Annotated in this window: 2 protein-coding genes; one reads left to right on the top strand and one right to left on the bottom strand. The window is 70.7% G+C overall.

The window, feature by feature from the left end; translation table 11 throughout:
- Nucleotides 1-94: 94 nt before the first annotated feature.
- A complete protein-coding gene (locus tag AC08ON_RS02075; protein ID WP_476616367.1) occupies nt 95-1,123 on the top strand; it encodes a YihY/virulence factor BrkB family protein in 1,029 nt (342 codons plus the stop codon).
- Here AC08ON_RS02075 and AC08ON_RS02070 read toward each other — a convergent pair.
- The gene (locus tag AC08ON_RS02070) at nt 1,117-2,238 is read right to left on the bottom strand and encodes an LCP family protein (protein WP_476616356.1); all 1,122 of its coding nucleotides are present in this window, start codon (nt 2,236-2,238) and stop codon (nt 1,117-1,119) included. The genes AC08ON_RS02075 and AC08ON_RS02070 overlap by 7 nt on opposite strands.
- Nucleotides 2,239-2,827: the final 589 nt, after the last annotated feature.

Below are 2,827 nucleotides of genomic sequence, written 5' to 3'. Positions count from 1 at the left end.
CCCGGGAACGCCAGGCCATACGGTGGGGGCCGTGTCCGCCGCGGGAAACAAAACACTGGCTTCCGTGGCATCGTCCCCGGTGAGCGGCCGCTGGATGGTGTTACTGCGCAGGGTGGTCGTCGAGGTGAATCCCGGGCTGCTAACGCGGGCCAGAAACCGTCACGCCGCGGCCTGGACCGCCATCCGGCGCAGCACGCTGTTCCACCGGCTGGATCGCCAGCGCCGCCGGCTGCCCCGAGGACCCCTGCGACTGGCCCACCGGACCATCACCAATGCCTGGCGGCACCGGGTCCTGGGGCTTGCGGCCGAGGCGGGATTCTGGCAGCTGCTGTCCCTGCCCCCACTCCTGCTGTCGTTGTTGGGAACGCTCGGCTACGTCGGTGACGCCATCGGAGCCGACGCCCTCGACAGCGCCCGGCAGAGTATCCTTCACGGCGCCGGCGGCCTGCTGACCGAATCGGTGGTCGACGACGCGGTGCGCCCGACCATCGACCAGATCCTCTCCCGTGGCCGACCGGATGTGATCTCCATCGGTTTCGTGCTGTCCCTGTGGACCGGGTCGACCGCGATGGCGACCTTCGTCAACACCATCACTATCGCCTACGGCCAGCGCGAGCTACGCTCGGCGGTACGCAGCCGGCTCCTGGCGCTGTGGCTGTTTCTCGCCCAAGTGGCCAGCGGGGTCATCCTCCTGCCTGCGCTGGTCCTGGGGCCCGAACTGATCTCGCGGATCTTCGACGCCAGTCGCCATCCCCTCGTCAGTACCCTGATCACACTGCTTTACTGGCCGGTCGTGGGACTCGTGGCCCTGGCGATGCTGACCTCGCTGTACCACCTCTCGCTGCCGGTACGCCGACCCTGGTGGCGGGCGCTGCCCGGAGCGATCCTCGCGCTCGTCTGCTGGCTCGTGGGCAGCGGCGTGCTGCGGTACTACCTGGAGATCGTGTTCAGTCACGAACTGGTCTACGGCTCGCTCGGATCACCGGTGGCGGCGCTGCTGTTCTTCTACATCACCGCGCTGGCCGTGTTGTTGGGCGCGGAGCTCAACGCGGCGCTGGACGAGCAGCCACCGCGCCGCCGGGGCAGCCACTCGGCGCTGAACGCCTTGAGGCCGCCTCAATAGGTGCAGGACACCCCGCCCGCATCACCCGGGACGGACCTTCCCGCCGCGCTGGTCGGGGACCAGACCACCGGTGCCGCGGCGGACACCGGTACCGCAGCGAAGGAGCCACCCCCCGCGCCGGCCGAGAGTGCGCCGGTGGAGCTCCCGTCGGCGACACGACCGCCGAAGGGCTTGAGGAAGGCGCCCAGCTGGGCTGGATCAGGAACTAGGACGCTCTGCCCCCCGCGGGTGCCAGCTGCCGCCGGCACCGTCGTGAACGCGACGCCGCCCGATCCGATCGACTGCATCCGCACCGCGAGAAGCCGGAGGTCGGCGAGGGAGGTGGCCTCGTCGAGCGTCAGCGCCGAGGTGGCGGAGTCGACCACCCCGAGCAGCTTCGCCGGGTTGAGCAGGGTGTCCGTCGACGCGATCCGCTGGAAGACGGCACCGAGGAACTGCTGCTGGCGGCGGATGCGGTCGATGTCGCTCTCAGGTAGGCCATACCGCTGCCGGACGAAGGAGAGGGCCTGAGCCCCGTTCAGCGTGTTCTCGCCGACCTGACCGGAAAACCCGGAGTAATGGTCGTGCAGGTTGTCGAAGCCCCGTGCCTTCAGCTCGGGGGGAAGTTCCTTGATGCAGACGGTGACCCCGCCGAGGGCGTCCGTCATCCCCTGGAAGCCGATGAAGTCGATCTGGACGTAGTGGTCGACCCGGATCCCGGTGAGGTTCTCGATCGTGGCCACGAGCAGGGACGGCCCGCCGTAGGAGAAGGCGGCGTTCAGCTTGGACCGCTGCGCCGCGTGCTGCATGCCCGCCGCGTCGGTGTACGCGGGGATCCGCACCCACAGATCTCGGGGGAAGGAGATGAGAGTCGTCGAACCGTCGCCGTCGAGGTGGGCGAGGATGGTCGTGTCCGACCGCTGCCCCTCGACCTGGCCGAACTCGCCGCTGGTCCCCGTCCGAGTGTCCGACCCCACGAGCAGGATGTTCTGCGTTCCGCCCGATGCGGACGCCGGCCGGTCCGCGCTGGCGGAGAAGGCCAGCGGGATGTGATGCACCCTACCGTCGTAGTGCTTCAGCACGGCCCAGCCACCGGTCGCCAGGATCAGGACGAGGGTCGCCAACACCGCGGCCATGGCGGTGAGACCGCGCCGTAAGCCGCCCTGCCCGGGTGCCGCGGGACCCTCCGGGGCCGGCCGGTCATACCGGGGCTCGGCCGCCGGGTGATCGATGGGGTACCGGGCGTAGGGATCGGGGTAGGCGCCGGGGGGTACGCGCGGCTCGTCATCATCGTGACCCCGCGGAGCCGGCCGGTGCTCCCGGCGCGGCCACTGCCCGACGGGCCAGTCCTCCTCAGGGGCCCGGCGTGGGTCCCGCGGGTCACGGACGGACCGGCCACGCCGCTCGCCGTCCCGGCGTCCCGCCGTCGGCCCGTACCGTTCCGGACGATCCGGAGGCCAGGTCATGGCCGCGTCCTCCTCCCTCATCCACCGGGATGAGATCACCCGCGCCAGTGGCGCCGCCCGGGGTCGGCACCGTCCACCACCGGCGCGAACCCGCCGGACCACCTTGGCACGACGTGGGCGCGGACGGACCGGAACCCTCCCGGACAGTCTTTTCGATGGTGACGGGTGACGGGCGTCATGGCATTCCCGACGGGTTGTCGGATGTACGACCTCGCAGGCCCCCGACCGGCCCGCGGACCGTGCGGACTCCGACGGCGCC

The organism is Frankia sp. CoWAU3, assembly GCF_977971855.1.
Note: the sequence above shows the minus strand (reverse complement) of the source record. Positions and strands in the feature narration are given on the sequence as shown.